This is a genomic window from Arcobacter peruensis (assembly GCF_003711085.1).
Lineage (GTDB): Bacteria > Campylobacterota > Campylobacteria > Campylobacterales > Arcobacteraceae > Poseidonibacter > Poseidonibacter parvus.
The window spans coordinates 1998528-2014214 of sequence record NZ_CP032363.1; the positions used below are offsets into that span (position 1 = coordinate 1998528).

The 15687-nt window shown below is 28.9% G+C and carries 19 protein-coding genes; 9 read left to right on the top strand and 10 right to left on the bottom strand.

The features are described 5' to 3' along the window. The first annotated feature begins 61 nt into the window (after positions 1-61). The 5 genes from thiC to D3Z07_RS10080 are packed head-to-tail and all read left to right on the top strand — an operon-like array spanning position 62 to position 4542. Positions 62-1933 (top strand): phosphomethylpyrimidine synthase ThiC, encoded by a 1872-nt coding sequence (gene thiC / locus D3Z07_RS10060; protein ID WP_076089084.1) that lies wholly within the window; start codon positions 62-64, stop codon positions 1931-1933. 19 nt (positions 1934-1952) lie between these two features. Continuing rightward, positions 1953-3044, top strand: coding sequence for an FAD-dependent oxidoreductase (locus D3Z07_RS10065; protein WP_076089389.1), 1092 nt, complete (start codon positions 1953-1955; stop codon positions 3042-3044). Beyond that, complete coding sequence (gene thiS, locus D3Z07_RS10070) at positions 3041-3244, top strand: sulfur carrier protein ThiS (protein WP_122893798.1); 204 nt, start codon at positions 3041-3043, stop codon at positions 3242-3244. Before D3Z07_RS10065 ends, thiS begins: the two co-directional genes overlap by 4 nt. 1 nt (position 3245) lies before the next feature. Beyond that, positions 3246-4028, top strand: coding sequence for a thiazole synthase (locus D3Z07_RS10075; protein ID WP_122893799.1), 783 nt, complete (start codon positions 3246-3248; stop codon positions 4026-4028). Continuing rightward, positions 4021-4542: a thiamine phosphate synthase gene (locus D3Z07_RS10080; RefSeq protein ID WP_122893800.1), complete on the top strand. Its 522-nt coding sequence runs from the start codon at positions 4021-4023 to the stop codon at positions 4540-4542. Before D3Z07_RS10075 ends, D3Z07_RS10080 begins: the two co-directional genes overlap by 8 nt. Positions 4543-4562: 20 nt before the next feature. Here the strand turns inward: D3Z07_RS10080 and D3Z07_RS10085 are convergent, their stop codons facing one another. The 6 genes from D3Z07_RS10085 to D3Z07_RS10110 form a co-directional block, all read right to left on the bottom strand. Beyond that, positions 4563-5384 carry a hypothetical protein gene (locus D3Z07_RS10085; RefSeq protein ID WP_122893801.1) on the bottom strand — a complete coding sequence of 274 codons (822 nt, stop codon included), beginning with the start codon at positions 5382-5384 and terminating at the stop codon, positions 4563-4565. 14 nt (positions 5385-5398) lie between these two features. Continuing rightward, positions 5399-7390: a bifunctional diguanylate cyclase/phosphodiesterase gene (locus tag D3Z07_RS10090; protein WP_122893802.1), complete on the bottom strand. Its 1992-nt coding sequence runs from the start codon at positions 7388-7390 to the stop codon at positions 5399-5401. Beyond that, positions 7391-8257, bottom strand: coding sequence for a sulfurtransferase (locus D3Z07_RS10095; RefSeq protein ID WP_122893803.1), 867 nt, complete (start codon positions 8255-8257; stop codon positions 7391-7393). Between the two features lie 161 nt (positions 8258-8418). Next, entirely contained in the window at positions 8419-8808 is a 390-nt protein-coding gene (locus D3Z07_RS10100) for a hypothetical protein (protein WP_076089072.1), read from the bottom strand. 39 nt (positions 8809-8847) lie between these two features. Further along, the gene (locus D3Z07_RS10105) at positions 8848-9045 is read right to left on the bottom strand and encodes a hypothetical protein (RefSeq protein WP_076089070.1); all 198 of its coding nucleotides are present in this window, start codon (positions 9043-9045) and stop codon (positions 8848-8850) included. A gap of 9 nt (positions 9046-9054) precedes the next feature. Continuing rightward, on the bottom strand, positions 9055-9420 hold the full coding sequence (locus D3Z07_RS10110; protein WP_122893804.1) for a S24 family peptidase: 366 nt from the start codon (positions 9418-9420) through the stop codon (positions 9055-9057). Between the two features lie 89 nt (positions 9421-9509). Between D3Z07_RS10110 and D3Z07_RS10115 the strand changes: the two genes are divergently transcribed. Together D3Z07_RS10115 and D3Z07_RS10120 are read left to right on the top strand one after the other, a co-directional pair. Next, positions 9510-10196, top strand: a complete 687-nt coding sequence (locus D3Z07_RS10115) for a lysophospholipid acyltransferase family protein (RefSeq protein ID WP_122893805.1) — start codon at positions 9510-9512, stop codon at positions 10194-10196. A gap of 12 nt (positions 10197-10208) precedes the next feature. Continuing rightward, a complete protein-coding gene (locus tag D3Z07_RS10120; protein WP_122893806.1) occupies positions 10209-10565 on the top strand; it encodes a hypothetical protein in 357 nt (118 codons plus the stop codon). A 9-nt stretch (positions 10566-10574) separates the two neighbouring features. Here the strand turns inward: D3Z07_RS10120 and D3Z07_RS10125 are convergent, their stop codons facing one another. Next, positions 10575-11228: an HAD family hydrolase gene (locus D3Z07_RS10125; protein ID WP_228200542.1), complete on the bottom strand. Its 654-nt coding sequence runs from the start codon at positions 11226-11228 to the stop codon at positions 10575-10577. Positions 11229-11291: 63 nt separating this feature from the next. Between D3Z07_RS10125 and D3Z07_RS10130 the strand changes: the two genes are divergently transcribed. After that, positions 11292-11729: a hypothetical protein gene (locus D3Z07_RS10130; protein WP_076089060.1), complete on the top strand. Its 438-nt coding sequence runs from the start codon at positions 11292-11294 to the stop codon at positions 11727-11729. Positions 11730-11731: 2 nt separating this feature from the next. Here the strand turns inward: D3Z07_RS10130 and D3Z07_RS10135 are convergent, their stop codons facing one another. Genes D3Z07_RS10135 through D3Z07_RS10145 form a run of 3 tightly spaced genes read right to left on the bottom strand, consistent with a single transcriptional unit; the run spans position 11732 to position 13866 of the window. Then, on the bottom strand, positions 11732-12652 hold the full coding sequence (locus D3Z07_RS10135) for a TPM domain-containing protein (protein WP_122893807.1): 921 nt from the start codon (positions 12650-12652) through the stop codon (positions 11732-11734). 3 nt (positions 12653-12655) lie between these two features. Continuing rightward, positions 12656-13270 carry a TPM domain-containing protein gene (locus tag D3Z07_RS10140; RefSeq protein WP_076089056.1) on the bottom strand — a complete coding sequence of 205 codons (615 nt, stop codon included), beginning with the start codon at positions 13268-13270 and terminating at the stop codon, positions 12656-12658. A gap of 2 nt (positions 13271-13272) precedes the next feature. Further along, on the bottom strand, positions 13273-13866 hold the full coding sequence (locus D3Z07_RS10145) for a LemA family protein (RefSeq protein ID WP_076089054.1): 594 nt from the start codon (positions 13864-13866) through the stop codon (positions 13273-13275). Between the two features lie 171 nt (positions 13867-14037). Between D3Z07_RS10145 and D3Z07_RS10150 the strand changes: the two genes are divergently transcribed. Then, complete coding sequence (locus D3Z07_RS10150) at positions 14038-15684, top strand: acetolactate synthase large subunit (protein WP_076089052.1); 1647 nt, start codon at positions 14038-14040, stop codon at positions 15682-15684. The last annotated feature ends 3 nt before the right edge of the window (positions 15685-15687 follow it).

The window sequence follows — 15687 nt, forward strand, 5'->3', positions numbered from 1 at the left end:
TCTCGCTGTCGTACCATTTTTTATACATTTTCTCTTTATTTAAAAAAATAAAGGAAAACAAATGACTATTAAAACTAACACTATAGAAAACTCAAACGATATAATTACTACAGAGCCATTACCCGCTTCAACTAAAGTTTATCTTTCAGGGACAATACATCCTGAAATTAAAGTTCCAATGAGAGAGATTCTTCTAGCAAATGAACACAAACTTCGTGTTTATGATACATCAGGTGTATATACAGATACAACAGTTGATATTGATGTAACAAAAGGAATTTCTCCAATTAGAAAAGATTGGATAACAAAGAGAGAAGTTGAAGAATACGAAGGTCGTATTGTTGCACCTAAGGATAATGGTTATAAATCAGATGAACAATTAGAAAAAGCAACAGCTGGTTCACTAGGGCTAGTTCGAACACCATTACGTGCTAAAAAAGGGCAAAATGTTTCTCAATTACATTATGCACGTCAAGGTATTATTACACCAGAAATGGAATTTATTGCAATTAGAGAAAATCAAGACAGAGCAATGAGTGAAAACTATTTAAGTGACCCTGAAAGAGAAGAAAGATTAAAAGGTAATAACTTTGGTGCAAATTTACCAAATGAAATTACAGCCGAATTCGTAAGAGATGAAGTAGCACGTGGACGAGCTGTAATTCCTTGTAATATTAACCACCCCGAAGTTGAACCTATGATTATAGGAAGAAACTTTTTAGTAAAAGTAAATGCAAATATCGGTAACTCAGCTACATCTTCATCTATTGCAGAAGAAGTAGAGAAAATGGTATGGTCAACTAGATGGGGTGGCGATACGGTTATGGATTTATCTACTGGCAAAAATATTCATACTACTAGAGATTGGATTTTACGAAATTCTCCTGTACCTATTGGAACGGTACCAATTTATCAAGCTCTTGAAAAAGTAAATGGTGTTGCAGAAGACCTTACTTGGGAAGTATTTAGAGATACATTAATTGAGCAAGCAGAACAAGGTGTAGATTACTTTACAATTCACGCAGGACTACTTCTTCATCATGTACCAATGACTGCAAAACGAGTTACCGGAATAGTAAGTCGTGGTGGTGCTATTATGGCAAAATGGATGATTGCCCATCATGAAGAAAACTTTTTAAATACACACTTTGAAGATATTTGTGAAATTATGAAAACATATGATGTAACATTCTCTCTAGGCGATGGTTTACGTCCAGGTTCTACTGCTGATGCTAATGATGAAGCACAGTTTGCAGAACTAAAAGAGTTAGGAAGATTAACAAAAATTGCTTGGAAACATGATGTTCAAACACTTATAGAGGGACCTGGTCATGTACCAATGCACATGATTAAAGAAAATATGGAAAAACAACTTGAATGGTGTGATGAAGCACCTTTTTATACTTTAGGCCCACTAACAACTGATATTGCACCAGGTTATGATCACATTACATCAGGTATTGGAGCTGCTATGATTGGTTGGTATGGTTGTGCGATGTTATGTTATGTAACACCAAAAGAGCACTTAGGACTTCCAAATCGTGATGACGTAAAAGAAGGATTAATTACTTATAAAATAGCAGCCCATGCCGCAGATATTGCAAAAGGACATCCAGGTGCAAGAGCACGTGATGATGCAATGTCATTAGCACGATTCGAGTTTAGATGGGTTGACCAGTTTAATATTGGACTTGATCCAGAACGTGCACGAGAATATCATGATGTAGAACTACCTGCTGAATCTGCAAAAGTAGCACATTTTTGTTCTATGTGTGGACCAAAGTTTTGTTCTATGAAAATTTCACAAGAAGTTAGAGATTATGCTGATGATAAAGAATTAAGCGTTGAAGATGCCAAAAAAGAAGGTATGAATAAAATGTCTCAAGTCTTTAAAGAAAGTGGAAGTGAAGTTTATGTTGAAGCGAAAGAATAATAAATTAAAAAATGAAAATATGAATATAGCAATAGTAGGTACAGGTTTAGTAGGTAGAGTTTTAGCACTTAATCTATTAAAAGATGGTCATAACTTAACTTTATTTGATAAACATGGTAAAGATGGTGTTAAAGCAGCTGGTTTTACAGCAGCTGGAATGTTAGCACCTTTTGCTGAACTTGAAACTGCTGAATCAATAATTTTTGATTTAGGAGTTCGTTCTATTGCTTTATGGCCAGACTTACTAAAAAAAGTAGGAGTATATGATGGTTTTCAATTAGCAGGAACAATTATAACCTCACATCCACAAGATTTAAATGAACTTGAACATTTTATAGCTACTCTTAAAAATAAAGTAAAAGAAGCCAAAGAGATTGATTTTATAAATAAAGAAGAGTTAAAAGAGCTTGAGCCTGAATTAAATAACTATAATAAATCCTTTTATATTAAAAATGAAGGTCAAGTAGATTCACAACGTTTTATATCATTTTCTACTAACTATTTGCAAAATCATCCTAATGTAATATGGAAAGATTTTACTGAAGTTGATAAAATTGAAGAAGGTAGTGTCTATATTGAGAATAAAAAAGAAGAGTTTGATTGGGTTTTTGATTCAAGAGGTTTAGGAGCTAAAGAACATTTTAAAGATTTAAGAGGAGTGAGAGGTGAGGTTTTATGGTTAGAATCAAATGATATTAATATCACAAGACCAACAAGATTACTTCACCCAAGATATAAAATCTATATAGTACCAAGGCAAAAAGGCTGTGAAGGAATTGATTTAGAATATTGTAGTGATTGTAAAATCACACAATCTAAGGGTTCAATACGTTATATAGTAGGTGCAACAGAAATTGAAAGTGAAGATACTAGTCCTATTTCAGTACGTTCTTCTTTAGAGCTTTTATCAGCTGTTTTTACAGTTCATCCAAGTTTTGGAGAAGCACGTGTTGTTAATACAGAAACTAATTGTCGTCCTGCATTTAAAGATAATTTACCTAGAATAGAAAATAGTCATAAACTTACAAGAATCAATGGTCTTTATAGACATGGATATTTATTAGCCCCTGCAATTGTGGAAAAGGCATTAAAGGAAGGAATATATAAATGATAGAAATTATAGTAAATGGTGAAAAGCAAAAAGTAAAAGAAGATATAAATATAAATGAAATGATAGAAGTTTTAGAATATAAAGACAAATCTTTTGCAGTTGCTTTAAATGGTACATTTGTAGCTTTAAAAAACTATAACGAAACAAAAATAAATGATGCTGATAAAATAGAAATTCTAGCGCCAATGGTTGGAGGTTGATATGTGGGAAATAGGTGGTAAAAAACTTGATAGTAGATTATTAATAGGTTCAGCACTTTATCCTTCACCTTCAAATATGGAAGAGTCTATTAAAATCTCCCAAGCTCAAATAGTTACTGTATCACTTCGTCGACAAAATGCAGGTGATAAAGCAGGTGAAAGTTTTTGGAATATTATTAAAGAAATGAACTTAGAAATATTACCAAATACGGCAGGTTCACACTCCGCAAAAGAAGCAATTACTACTGCACAAATGGCACGTGAGGTATTTGGTACAAACTGGATAAAACTAGAAGTAATTGGAGATCAATATAATCTGCAACCAGACCCTTTTGAAACTGTAAAAGCTGCTGAGGTTTTAATAAAAGAAGGCTTTGAAGTATTTCCCTATACAACAGATGATTTAGTAGTTGCAACAAAACTAGCAGATGTTGGATGTAATATTTTAATGCCTTGGGGCTCTCCTATTGGTTCAGGTCAAGGCTTGATGAATCCTAGTAATTTAAAAGCTATAAGAAAGAAGTTTCCAAATTTACAACTAATTATTGATGCAGGTATTGGAAAGCCATCTGATGCAGTTGAAGCAATGCAATTAGGTTATGATGCAGTTTTATTAAACTCTGCAATTGCACTAGCACATGACCCTGTTAAAATGGCAGAAGCTTTTAAACATGCAATAAGTGCAGGACGTTTAGGGTATGAAGCTGGTGTTATGCAAGAAAGAGAATTTGCAACTCCATCTACTCCAGTAGTAGGAACACCTTTTTGGCATCAGTTTGATTAGATATTTAATTAGTGAGCCTTCTTATAATTATAAAAGCTTTAAAGATGCTAATTTTGTTTGTTATAGAAACAAAAATGCAGTTAATTTTGAAGAAGAAGCAAAAGCTTTTATAAAAAAAGCAAAAAAAGAAGGTATTGAAAATATCTTTTTAAATACAGACTACTTATTAGCTTCAAAACTAGAAGTTACAGGAGTGCATTTAACATCAAAGCAACAAAATTTTATATCTAGTGCAAAGAAATTAGGCTTAAAAGTAATTATTTCTTGTCATAATGAAGAAGAAATAAAAAAAGCAATTGAAGAAAAAGTAGACTTTATTACATATTCACCTATTTTTGAAACACCAAATAAAGGCAAGCCAAAAGGTATAAAGAATTTAGAACAAATAGTTTGTAAATATGATGTTAAAATTATTGCACTTGGAGGAATTATTACTAAGGAGCAAATAGAGAAAATAAAGCATACAAAAGCTGCTGGTTTTGCATCTATTCGCTATTTTTTAGATGAGGAGTAAATTAAAATATCTTAAGATTATTACTCAACAATCCCACTCATACAAGTAACTTCAAGACCTTCTTTTCTCCAAGCTTTTACAATTTCAAGTAAACCTATACTATCGCTTGGCATATGAGGAGCTATTATTATATTTCCTATATTTTGTTCTTGTACTGCTTTTTTTACATCTTCTGGAACGTGCATAGCTATTATAGTTCCAACTCCTGCTTCAAAATATGATTTATAAACATCAACGCCACCATTTGTTCCACCTGCCATTAATACTTCTATTCTTCCTGCATAATCTTCATTTGAACCAACTCTAATAACAGGTTGTGCAGTTTTACCTACATAATATTCCCATGAATTTAACTCTTCAATAATATCTTTTAGTTTTGTTTTTGCTTTAGTTTCAAAAGCTTTATCAAGTCTTGTTTGAACAATTTCTTCAGTTATAAAATCAGCTGGAATATGAATATTTAAATAAGGCATTTTCATAAGTCTTGCAGCAGAACTAACTCGGTCATAATTTGAAGCATGACTTCCTAAGTCAACGCTTTGTTGTTTCTTTTTTAATGCTTTTTGAGCTTTATTTATAGGAACTCCAGATTTTACCATTCTATCTATTTGCACATCCATTACTTTTGAAAAATCAACTATACAAGAGTCTGCTTTTGGATGATGAGATACTACACAATCATATCCCATTTGTTGTGCTAAAAGTAATTCAGGTGTCTCCATATCAATACCAATAAGTACTTTTTTTATATCTTTACCTTCAACTATAATATTTGTATCATAAGGCATAGCATCTAGTTTTGCAAGTTTTAGTGCTGTATTCATTAAGTTTGTTGTTGTCATATATATTTCCTATTCTAATTAAGCCATGAGCTTAAAGCTCGTGGTTTTCCTAAGAAGTAACCTTGTCCATAAGTTACTCCTATAGCTTTTAGTTCTTCAACATCTTCTTTTGTTTCAACATATTCAGCAACAGTTTCTTGTCCCTTAAGTTGTGCAATTTCTTGAATGTATTTTATCACTGCTTTATCTATAGGATCTGTATGCATATCTTTTACAAAACTTCCATCAATTTTTACTACATCAAATGGTAAACTTTTAAGATATTCAAAAGAAGCCATACCTGTTCCAAAATCATCTAACGCAAGTCCAATATTTTGTTTTTTAAGCCATATTATAAACTCATTTGCCATATTAAAATTACCAATTGCTGAACTCTCCGTAATCTCTAATTCTAGTTTATCCCAAGGAAAATCAAAATGTTCAATAGCTTCTTTTACTTTTGCTTGAAAGTCTGGGTTGTTTAGACTTGAACCTGCTAAGTTTATATGTGCAGAGTGTAGCTTTTCTATATGGTTTTTATCTTTTGTAACAGTTTCAAGATATGTCCATAGAACATGCATATCAATATCTGCCATAAGTTGATATCTTTCAGCTGTTGGCAGAAAACTATCAGGTGGTATGAAGTTATTATCTTTATCCCACATACGTATAAGTATTTCATAACTTATCTTATCTGTATCATATTGTAGTGGAACTATATCTTGTGCAAAAAGTTCAAATCTAGCTGGACCATCTGCTAACGCTTCTTTTATAAGTTTTGCAGTATCAATTTCCATGGATACTCTTTTTGCAATTTCATCACTTGGGTCAAAGATTTGTGATTTACCTCGTCCTTTTTGTTTAGCTGTATAAAGAGAAGTTGTACTTGCTTTTAAAAGCTCTTTTAGAGTAAATTCAAAAGGTTTAAAAAATACAAGTGAGATACAAGCCGATACACTAAATGTTTCACTTTTATATGAAAATCTAAAATCATGGAGTCTTTTTAGACTTTCTTTTAAAAAATTTTTTCCAAATTTTTCATTTGAATCTTTTAAAAGTACAGAAAAAGTATCTCCATCAATCCTAGCAAAAGGAGTACCTTTTGGTAAGATTGCTTGATAATGAGTCACTATCATTTTTAGTAGTTCATCCCCAGCTTGATATCCTGCTGAATCATTTACTAGTTTAAATTGATCTAGATTTATAAGTAAGTAGTTGTATCCTTTAATATTTGGACTATCATTTTTTAAAGCATTTAGAAGTTCCTCTTTCATAAAAAAACGATTATAAATATTTGTTAGTTGGTCATGATTAGCTTGGAATTTTAATTCTTTAGATGACTTTTCTATTTGTTTCATTTGTAAATTAAAACCATCAAATAGCTCTTTGATCTCGTTATTTGCATTAGTGCTAACTGCAGTAATTTTATTATTAGTAGGGTCACTTTTTCTCATTGCATCTAATAGTTCTATAAAAGGTTTAGTATAGTTTTTACTTAAAAAAAGACTAATTAAAAATCCAAAAAGTAGGGCAAAAGGAAATATTATAAGTATTGTATATGTAATTTGTTCTTCTTTTTGTTTAAAAGATGATAAGTCTACATCAATCAATTCAAAACCTAAAGTATAATTATCAGCAGTTATATCTTTTTTGACAAAAAGGTGTTCATCTATAAATATTGTCTCTTCTTCAAAAATAGATAATTGTTTTTTTGTTAATTCTTTCGTATCTCCATATTGAAAAATTGCTTTTTTATTTCCATCATAAAGAATAACTCCTCTTATTTCTTTAAATGCAGATAATCTAAATGTTATATCAGATAAAATATCAGCATTTGGGTTTAATATAAAATTTAGAAGGTCATTATTTAAAGATTGAGTAATTGCGTTAGTTTGAGTAATTGCGTTTTGTTGATTCTCTTTTTTTTGAACGTTTAATATAAAAAATAAGGTACTAGCTTCCACAACAATTACAATTATAGTCATAAAGACTATTAATTGTGTTTTTATTCTAAATCCATTCCACATTTATTTTTGTGCTTTAGATCTATTTATAATTGGTAAACTTATATCATTACCCCATTCTCTCCATGAAGCATCATAATTAGAAACGTTGTATCCTAGTTCTCTTAATGCAAAATAGTTAGTAGAAGCAACTCTTCCTATTTTACAGTATATTATAATTTTCTTATCTTTATTCACATCTTTGTATAACTCTTTTAATGTAGTAGTTTCTTTTAATTTTGATAATTTATTTTCTTTTTTTAAATTTGAATATGCTGGAATATGAATAGCATTTGGTATGTGACCAAATCTTTTTGCCACTGATCTTTTACCTATATAAGAGTTATAATCTCTTGCATCAATAACAGTTTGGTTTGGATTCTTTGTCGCAATTTGAGTTGTAAATTTTGTAGATAATCTATTGTTATTAATTGAAGCTATGTACTTACTAGGTTTAACTTTAAGTATTTCAGAAGAAACAGGAAGTTTTTTCTTTTCCCATGTATCAAAACCACCATTAAGTAATTTTACATTTTTAAATCCATAAACTTCTAAAGTCCAAAATATTCTTGAAGCATCATAAAAAACACCATCATCATATATAACAATATTATCCTCAATATTTAAGCCTAGTTCTCGCACTATTTTTTGCATTTTATTTGGATTAACAATTTTACCATCGACTCTTTTATTTTCATAACTTTTTGAAACAGGAAAGTTTAGAGAGTTTTTTATATGACTAATTGAAAAATCTTCATAGTTTCTCACATCAACAATTTTGTAGTCTGTAATATTTTTTGATAATTGTTCGACACTTATTCTTAAATCTTGTGCATTTAGTGTAAATTGTGTTGCTAAGAAAATAAAAATAAAATAAAAATTATTTTTCATGATAAAACCTTTTTTTGCTTTGTAAAAAGGATATTATCATTATTATCTTCATTTGTAAATAGATTATTAGTATATTTTGTACGATATGCTTGTACTTTGAATTATAATAGAGTGAATAGTTTTATGTGTCAAACTCTAAAAAAGAGTTTGACAAAAAGTGATTAGTTTCCTAATAATTTTGTAGCAGTACCCATTAAAGATGAGTTTGAAGTTGCAGCTTTTGCAGCTTCTGTTGTTGCTGCGTCTTTTGCATCATTAACTGCACCTTCTAAACCTTCACTTGATTTTTCAGCACAAATATCAATAGCTTTTGCCATCATACCATCATCTGCAATTCCTACAAATGACTTATAAGTAGATGCTTGCGTACAATATGTTTTTGCTTGAGCAGCAGTAGCTGGAGCTTTTTCTTTTACCATTGCTGCTAACTTTGTTCCAATACTTTCTGCTGTAATTCCCATTGCACCACCAACAGTTTTTGCCGTACTTGCAATATCAAATGCAAAGATTGTAGTAATTGTAAGTGCTGATGCTAATATAATTTTTTTCATTTTTTTCCTTTAATTTTTTCGGATTATACTCTTAAAGACTTAAAACCTTTCTTTTAAAATTATAATTTTAGTTATTAAATCAAATTCAAAATTACCTTCTTGCGTTTTTAGGATGTGTTTATCTTCCGTTATTAACTTAAGAGCTTTAACTTTTGTATATTTTTTGTTTTTATACATAAATGAAATATAGTTTTTATCTTCAATTGCTTTTAGTAAAAATCTTTCTTGAATATTCATTTAGACTCTTTATAAGTTTGTAAAGGTAATTAATACCTTAGCAACCAGATTGATATCATTTTCTTTATAAACTAAATGAGAAAAATCTGGATTTATTGAAATAAAGTTTTTATTTTTTAAATCATATTGTTTTACCCACATTTCATTTTCATAATATAGTAAATATATTCCATTATCTTCTAAAGTCTTATTTGAAAGATCTGAAACTATAAGGGCTTTATCATTTATTACAGTTTGCATTGATTTTCCATTTACGATAGTTACAAATAATGAATTTTCATTAAATTTTTGATTAATCAAGTGTTTTGAAAAAGTTAAATTTTTTGTTTTATTATCATCAAAAATATCAATATATTCTAAACTTAGATTTTTCATATACTTACCTTTTCTTTTTAAAATAGAGTATAAGTATATCTATATATTATTTAGATAAAATGCCACTTTAAAAATTATTAGGACAATATTTGAATTTCAAACTTATAACAATGGCAATTTATGCAACTTACTTAACAAATAAGTTTGGTTTTCTTCTTAAAAATGCGAAAACAAAAGAAAAGCAAATGCTTCTTAGGGAAGAGTATTCAAGTACTTTATTTTCAAAATTAAGAATAAATATAAATGTTATAAATAAAGAAAAATTACCAGAAGATGGTAAATATTTATTGATTTCAAATCATAAAAGTATTATTGATCCTTTGATAATTGAAAGTGCTTTAGTTAATACAAAAATTAGAGGTTATTGGGTTGCTAAAAAAGAGTTATATAACTCTTTTTTCTTTGGGATGTTTACAAGAAATGCTGGCTCTATTCTTTTAGATAGAGAATCTAAAAACATGTCTTCATTTTTTAAAAGATTAAAAGAGGTCTCTTCAAATGGAGACTCTATATATATCTTTCCTGAAGGTACTAGAAATAAAGAAAATACACCAATATCATCTTTTAAAGAGGGTGCTAGAATTATTGCTTTAAAAAATAGACTAGCTATTTTGCCTATTTTTATTAAAACAAATGCAAATGAGATTTTAAAAGAAGCAATAAATAAAAGAGATAAAGATTTAACAATTGATATTGAAATTGGAGATATTATTGATTATAAAGATAAAACTCCATTAGAAGAGAATTATCGTAATATTTTTAATTTAGATAAATAAAGAAGGACAAAAATGAGTAAAACAATTAAAGAAAAACTAGTTCAAGATGAATTCAACGTTAATGTTGCATTTTATATTCATTTAAAATCATTTAATGATAATGTACGAAAAGAATTAAAAGAAAGAATAAAAGAAGTATTTTTCTTTTCAAAAGGTGTAGACTGGAAGTTTGATAGTTTTGGTATTGAAAAACCAGGTTCAAGAAGCAATGATATCTTAGGATATTTTATTTTTAGAACATCAGATGTAGAGAAATTAAAAAAACTATTTATAACAGAATTTAGTGATTATGATAATGCTTCAAAAATCACTTGTTCTGTGGCTAAATATGAAAAAGTTGATGAAACTTTTTTTGAATTAGAAGTATAGATTAAAATACTAAGAGATTAAAATATCGTAGAGTTCATCTGTATTTGATACGATGAAATCTGCACCATTATCTCTTAGCTCTTTTTCATCTCTAAATCCCCATAGAACTCCAATAGCAATCATCCCTGCATTTTTAGCTGTTTGCATATCAATTTTTGTATCACCTACAAAGTATATATTTTTAACATCTTTTTCTAAGTCTTTTGCAATTAATAAAGCAGCACTTGCATCAGGTTTTTTTGCAATACTATCTTTTTGTCCTGAAATATTTACAAATGAATAATCACTAAAAAACTTGTTCATGCAATCTAGCGTAAAGTTATGTGGTTTGTTTGATAATATTGCTTTAGGATAAGCTTGATTTTCTAATTTACCTAAAAGTTGATGAATACCTTCATATACTTTTGTTTTTGAATCTATTTCTTTTTTGTAAATCACTTTAAATCTTTTGTGAAGTTTTTCAATAGTTTCCTCATTTTCTTTCTCATTTGTAGCTCTTTTTAGTAAAACTTTTACTCCATCACCTATAAAATATTTATATGCATTTATTTCATGAGTATTAAAACCAAACTCTTTTAGTGTTTGATTAACTGAATTTGCTAAATCTTCTAATGAGTCAATTAGTGTACCATCAAGGTCAAATATTACTGCTTTTTGTGACATAAAAATCCTTTGTTGACATTTTAATAGATTCATTTTATAATAGGATTAATAAAGGAACAATTGATGAAAATTTTAGTTTATATATTTATATTACTTAGTTTTCTAAATGCTAATAATTTAGAAAAAGGTTTTGATAAGTTAAGTACAGAACAAATGGCAGAAGTATTAGCTCAAATGATTGGTAAACAATTACCAAGAAGATTAGATGAAATTACAGTTGCTAAAGAGACTTTTTTCGAAGGTAAAACTTATGGCATGAAAAAGTATTTAATTCCTGAGAATAAAAAAGTTGCCGAAGATTTTAAACCTTATTTAGTTGCAAAACTCTATGCGAAACAAAGTTTCTATGAATATATGAAAAGAAGTGAAGTTACAAATATGTGTAAATCAAATTTGATTAGAGTATTTTTAAATAAAAATGGAAAAGTTAGAATAGATTACTATAATCAAGAAGAAGAAAATATTTTATTTATTTTACTTAATAGAAATGACTGCAAGTAAGGCTACCAGCCTCCACTTGCACCACCACCACCAAAGCCGCCACCGCCACCACCAAAACCACCAGAAGATGAACTAAAACCTCCTCTTCCAAAACTACCACCATATCCTGAAGTATAGTTATTTGAAGAGTTACTTTTTATACTTTTTAATTTATCAAAATCTACATCTTTTGTATTTATAAAATTAAATACAAATACAACTATAAAAATAATAAGTGCAAGAATTAAACTATATGCTGTAAATGCAGAACCCATTGCATATACAAAAAAAGCAAAAAAAGATGAAGGTATTGAAGATTTTGTAACTTTATATAAAGTCTGTTTTCTCAAAGCTCTTGAAAATGAATTTCCAAAAACTGATAAAAATATAATTGCAAAAAATACTAAAGGTATAAACTCATTTGTATTATCATTTATTTGGGCTTGTGGATGATTTGTATACTCTCCATTAATAGCTTCAATAATTTTTTCTGTTGCATTGTTTATACCTATGTAATATTGCTGTTTTTTAAAAGCTGGTTTTAAAGTATATTCAATAATTTCATGAGAAATTTTATCTGTTAACGCACCCTCTAATCCATAGCCAACTTCAATACGAAGTTTTCTATCATTTAGAGATATTACGAGTAATACTCCATTGTCTTTATCTTTTTGACCAATTCCCCAATATCTTCCAAGTTGATAAGAATAATCAGCAATATCATATCCTTCTAAAGAATTAAGACTAACAATTACGATTTGATTAGAAGTTTTTTCTTCATGTGCTTTTAAAATAGAAGATAAAGTCTTTATTTGGTCTTTTGTTAAAAGTTTTGCATTATCTACAACTCTTCCTGAAAGATTGGGAAAAGAATCAGTAATATTTGCAAAAGAAGAAAAAACAAAACCTGAAAGTATAAGAATTATTAGTAATATCTTTTTCATATTTTAAACCAACTCTATTACATCATTAGGAAGTTCATTTTCATCATCGTCTTTTATTGGAAACTCTTTGATTAAATATGTGCTACATGAATCAATAGCTTTTAAGTAACCCTTTGATAACTCATTATTCTTAACATCTTTTATAAATTCATCTACGATTACTTGCCAATAATCATTAGAAATTTTTTCAGATATCTTTTCATCTGTAATAATTTCAACATATTTTTCATCAATACTTACAAAGAACATTAAAGCTTGTTTTGTTTTTGTTCTATTTAATCGAAGATTTTCAAATTGTGTATTTGCATATTTACTTGCTATATTTTTTTTATAAAAACTTGGAAGTAGGAATAATATGATATTTTCAAATCTATTAAAGATAAAATGTAATATTAAAAATGTAAGTATTTGTGTTTGTATTAAAAGTAGTGTAGAAATATCAAAGAATAAACAAAGTAAAGAGAGTAGACAAACTATAATTATACTTATTACAGAAGATGCATACTTATAAGTTGCACTTCTTTTTGCTACAACTGCAACTAATTCAGCTGAACTTTTAGACTCTAAAAGTTCAATTGATTTAGAAATGGCTTGTTTATGCTCTTCCTTGATATACATGACTAAAACTGAACTTTTGGAGCTTCTTGTTCTGCTTGTGTTGCTTTAAATGTTTCTTTTACACTTGCACTTGGGTGAGCAATTGCAGCTACAAGTTTCCCTGGCATTGTTCTTAATTCAATATTATATTTTTTAACAGATGCTATAAAATCTTTTCTAGCAACTGTAATTCTATTTTCAGTTCCTTCAAGTTGTGATTGTAAAGCCATAAAGTTAGCATTTGCTTTTAAGTCAGGATATTTTTCAACAACTAGCATTAACTTTGATAAAGCACCAGATAGTCCTGCTTGTGCTTGAGTAAATTGTTGCATTGCAGCTGGATTATTTAAAGTATCAGCATTTATATTCATTTGAGAAACTTTACTTCTAGCTTCTGTTACTTCTATAAAAGTATCTTTTTCATGAGCTGCATAACCTTTTACAGTTGATACAAGATTTGGAATTAAATCTGCTCTTCTTTTATATTGGTTTTGAACTTGTGACCATTTTTCTTTTACATCTTCGTCTAGTTTTGGTACATTGTTATAGTTTGTAATGATTAAATATACAAGTGGTAATACAATTACAAGAACAAGTATCATAGCGATTTTTTTCATGTTTAGCCTTTTGTTTATATACGCGAATAGTATATGAATTATCATTAAAATTATATGAATAATTATTAAATACAGATATAATATTCAATAATCTATAAAAAAACTAAAAAATTAAGAACTTTTCAAGAGATATTGAGTATGATTATCATTAAATTTTTAAAGGAGTATTAAATGAACGCATCAGAATTATTTATAAAAGCATTAGAAAACGAAAATGTTGAGTACATCTTTGGAATCCCAGGTGAAGAAAACCTAGACTTCTTAGATGCACTTAGAGAATCAAATATTAAACTTATTTTAACAAGACATGAGCAAGCAGCTGGTTTTATGGCAGCTACTTATGGAAGACTAACAGGAAAAGTTGGAGTTTGTCTTTCAACTTTAGGCCCAGGGGCTACAAATTTTGCAACAAGTGCAGCATATGCACAATTAGGTGGAATGCCTATGATGATGATAACAGGTCAAAAGCCTATTAAAAAATCAAAGCAAGGTAGATTTCAAATTATTGACATTGTTAATATGATGAAACCTATGACAAAATATGCAAAACAAGTCGTAAATGGTGATAATATACCTTCAATGGTTAGAGAAGCATTTAAAATTGCAACAACAGAGCGACCAGGTGCTGTTCATATTGAATTACCTGAAGACATTGCAGCTGAAGAAGTTGAACTAAATATTTATCCTGTTCAAAATTTCAAATATCCAAAAGCAGAAAAAGATTCAATTTTAGAAGCTGTAAAGATGATTGAAAAAGCTAAAATGCCACTATTATTAATAGGGGCAGGGGCTAATAGAACAAGAATTGGAAATGCACTTACAAACTTTGTAAATGAAACAGGAATACCTTTCTTTTCTACACAAATGGGAAAAGGTGTTATTGATGAAAACCATAAACTTTGTTTAAGTACAGCAGCATTATCAAAAGATGATTTTATTCATTGTGCAATTGAACGAGCTGATTTAATTATCAATGTTGGACATGATGTTATTGAAAAACCACCATTTTTTATGGATAACCATGAAGGTGCTACAAAAGTAATTCATGTTAATTTTTTACCTTCAGAAGTAGATGATACTTATTTCCCACAATTAGATGTTTTAGGAGATATTGCAACAAATATTGAAAGTTTAAGTACAGCAATTTCACCACAAGACCATTGGGATTTTGAATATTTCAAAAAAATGATTGTTGAAATTAAAACACATTTAAATAAATACTTTGCAGATACAAGATTCCCTATTCTTCCTCAAAGAGCAGTAAGAAGTATTAGAAGTATTTTAGATGATGAGGATATTGTTACTTTAGATAATGGAGTATATAAAATATGGTTTGCAAGAAACTATAGATGTGCACAACCTAATACTTTATTATTAGATAATGCATTGGCAACTATGGGAGCAGGGCTTCCTTCAGGAATGGCTGCTAAAATGGTAAATCCAGATAAAAAAGTTGTTGCTGTTTGTGGTGATGGTGGATTTATGATGAATTCACAAGAGATTGAAACAGCAGTAAGATTAGGAATTGATCTTACAATCATAATTTTAAATGATAATGCATATGGAATGATAAAATGGAAACAAACAGGTATGGGATTTGAGTCTTATGGACTTGACTTAGAAAACCCAGATTTTGTAAAATATGCGCAATCTTATGGAGCAAATGGTTATAGACCTGAATCTTGTGAAGATTTTGAAGAGATATTAGAAAAATGTGTTAATTCTAAAGGTGTTCATTTAATAGATTTAGCAGTTGATTACTCATTAAATCATGCGATTTTAAATGATCTTTTAGCAAAAAAACAATGTTTAGTATAAAAT

Excerpts from the sequence above, each read along its gene's own strand:
- thiC (WP_076089084.1), top strand. The coding sequence starts at position 62 with ATGACTATTAAAACTAACACTATAGAAAACTCAAACGATATAATTACT.
- D3Z07_RS10065 (WP_076089389.1), top strand. The coding sequence starts at position 1,953 with ATGAATATAGCAATAGTAGGTACAGGTTTAGTAGGTAGAGTTTTAGCA.
- thiS (WP_122893798.1), top strand. The coding sequence starts at position 3,041 with ATGATAGAAATTATAGTAAATGGTGAAAAGCAAAAAGTAAAAGAAGAT.
- D3Z07_RS10075 (WP_122893799.1), top strand. The coding sequence starts at position 3,246 with ATGTGGGAAATAGGTGGTAAAAAACTTGATAGTAGATTATTAATAGGT.
- D3Z07_RS10085 (WP_122893801.1), bottom strand. The coding sequence starts at position 5,384 with ATGACAACAACAAACTTAATGAATACAGCACTAAAACTTGCAAAACTA.
- D3Z07_RS10090 (WP_122893802.1), bottom strand. The coding sequence starts at position 7,390 with ATGTGGAATGGATTTAGAATAAAAACACAATTAATAGTCTTTATGACT.
- D3Z07_RS10095 (WP_122893803.1), bottom strand. The coding sequence starts at position 8,257 with ATGAAAAATAATTTTTATTTTATTTTTATTTTCTTAGCAACACAATTT.
- D3Z07_RS10100 (WP_076089072.1), bottom strand. The coding sequence starts at position 8,808 with ATGAAAAAAATTATATTAGCATCAGCACTTACAATTACTACAATCTTT.
- D3Z07_RS10105 (WP_076089070.1), bottom strand. The coding sequence starts at position 9,045 with ATGAATATTCAAGAAAGATTTTTACTAAAAGCAATTGAAGATAAAAAC.
- D3Z07_RS10110 (WP_122893804.1), bottom strand. The coding sequence starts at position 9,420 with ATGAAAAATCTAAGTTTAGAATATATTGATATTTTTGATGATAATAAA.
- D3Z07_RS10120 (WP_122893806.1), top strand. The coding sequence starts at position 10,209 with ATGAGTAAAACAATTAAAGAAAAACTAGTTCAAGATGAATTCAACGTT.
- D3Z07_RS10125 (WP_228200542.1), bottom strand. The coding sequence starts at position 11,228 with ATGTCACAAAAAGCAGTAATATTTGACCTTGATGGTACACTAATTGAC.
- D3Z07_RS10130 (WP_076089060.1), top strand. The coding sequence starts at position 11,292 with ATGAAAATTTTAGTTTATATATTTATATTACTTAGTTTTCTAAATGCT.
- D3Z07_RS10135 (WP_122893807.1), bottom strand. The coding sequence starts at position 12,652 with ATGAAAAAGATATTACTAATAATTCTTATACTTTCAGGTTTTGTTTTT.
- D3Z07_RS10140 (WP_076089056.1), bottom strand. The coding sequence starts at position 13,270 with ATGTATATCAAGGAAGAGCATAAACAAGCCATTTCTAAATCAATTGAA.
- D3Z07_RS10145 (WP_076089054.1), bottom strand. The coding sequence starts at position 13,866 with ATGAAAAAAATCGCTATGATACTTGTTCTTGTAATTGTATTACCACTT.
- D3Z07_RS10150 (WP_076089052.1), top strand. The coding sequence starts at position 14,038 with ATGAACGCATCAGAATTATTTATAAAAGCATTAGAAAACGAAAATGTT.